The 1,412-nt window shown below is 66.5% G+C and carries 1 protein-coding gene and 1 pseudogene; both read left to right on the top strand.

Annotated features, from left to right (window positions below; translation table 11 throughout):
- Positions 1-220 precede the first annotated feature (220 nt).
- Complete coding sequence (locus GWI24_RS44355) at positions 221-1,147, top strand: hypothetical protein (protein WP_210951659.1); 927 nt, start codon at positions 221-223, stop codon at positions 1,145-1,147.
- 7 nt (positions 1,148-1,154) lie between these two features.
- Positions 1,155-1,412: pseudogene (locus tag GWI24_RS44350) on the top strand (hypothetical protein); the annotation flags it as partial.

Below are 1,412 nucleotides of genomic sequence, written 5' to 3'. Positions count from 1 at the left end.
GTGGCCTCCTCATCGTCCGGCTGTGCGCCGACAACTGGGGCGGCTACCCCCTCGCCGACGACCTCTTCGGCATCAGCGGCAAGCTGCTCTGGTTCGAGCTCACCCCCCAGCAAAACGCCTACGAGATCGCGGCCTGACCCCACACGAGCCTTTCCCTCAATCGGGTGATCACCGGTCATTTGCCCCAGGCACATGCTCCGATGACCCTACGTTCACACCCATGGTCAGTTCGCGGCACGAGGCCGCACATCGCATCTTTCAAGAACGCCCGGAGTTACTCACTCCGGTGTTCCGCATCCTGGATCTGTCGCCGCCCGAGAAGGCGGCGGTTGAAGTACTCACCCCGGACGCCACCGAGATACGGCCGCTGGAACGTCGCGTGGACAGCGTGCTGCGCGTCAAGCCGTTCGACGGCGACGACTTCCTCCTGGCGATCGAGGCCCAAGGGCGCTGCGACCCCGACAAGGCAGTCAACTGGGCGTACTACGTCTCGTATCTGGCGGCGAAATACAAGAAACCGGCTCTGCTGCTCGTGGTCTGCCAGGACAAGGCAACCGCCGGGTGGGCGACCGGCCCCTTCCGGGTTGGCGTGGACGACTGGACGGCGCTGTCCGTACACCCACTGGTCCTGGGCCCCGGGAACGTTCCGCTGATCCTCGACCCCGAGGAGGCCGCCCAAGACCTGACCCTGGCGACCTTCTCGGCCCTGACACATGGCAGCCACCAGGATGCCCCGGCCATACTGAAGGCCCTGGCTCGCGCCATGGGAACGGGCGACCCGGACTCTGTCCGCTACTACACGGAATTGCTGGACATCGGCCTGGGGGGCACCCCAGCGCAAAGCATCTGGAGGAACGAGATGAGTGTGGGCACCTACTTCCCCGGCCGCGGCACCCTGATCGAGGAGACCTTCCTGAAGGGGAAGGCAGAGGGCAAGGCAGAGGGGAAAGCAGAGGGGGCGGCAGAGGGCGAAGCCCGGGGCCGAGCGCAGGGGGTATTGGGCGTCCTGGAGAAGCGAGGGATCCCCACCCTGGCCGCAACGCGCGACCGCATCACCCACTGCGCCGACCTCGGCACTCTGGACCGCTGGTTCGACCGCGCCTTCACCGTCTCCACTGCCGATGAGCTCTTCACCGAGGACGGCTGACGACACCATGGCCGTAGTAGGTAGCTACTTCCCCGGCCGGGGAACCCTCATCGAGCAGACCTTCCTCAAGGGCCAGGCCCACGGGGAGGCGGCAGGGCTTGCCGAGGGAGTCCTGCGCATCCTCGAACATCGGGGGATCGCCGTCCGGTCCGAGACACGCCGCCGCATCAGCGAATGCACCTACCGCGACACCCTGCGGCACTGGCTCGACCGTGCGTTCACCGTCTCCCAGGCAGACGAGCTGTTGGACGAGCTCTTCGAGGTG

It is taken from the genome of Streptomyces sp. MK37H, from assembly GCF_018035285.1.
Lineage (GTDB): Bacteria > Actinomycetota > Actinomycetes > Streptomycetales > Streptomycetaceae > Streptomyces > Streptomyces endocoffeicus.
Note: the sequence above shows the minus strand (reverse complement) of the source record. Positions and strands in the feature narration are given on the sequence as shown.

Excerpts from the sequence above, each read along its gene's own strand:
- GWI24_RS44355 (WP_210951659.1), top strand. The coding sequence starts at position 221 with ATGGTCAGTTCGCGGCACGAGGCCGCACATCGCATCTTTCAAGAACGC.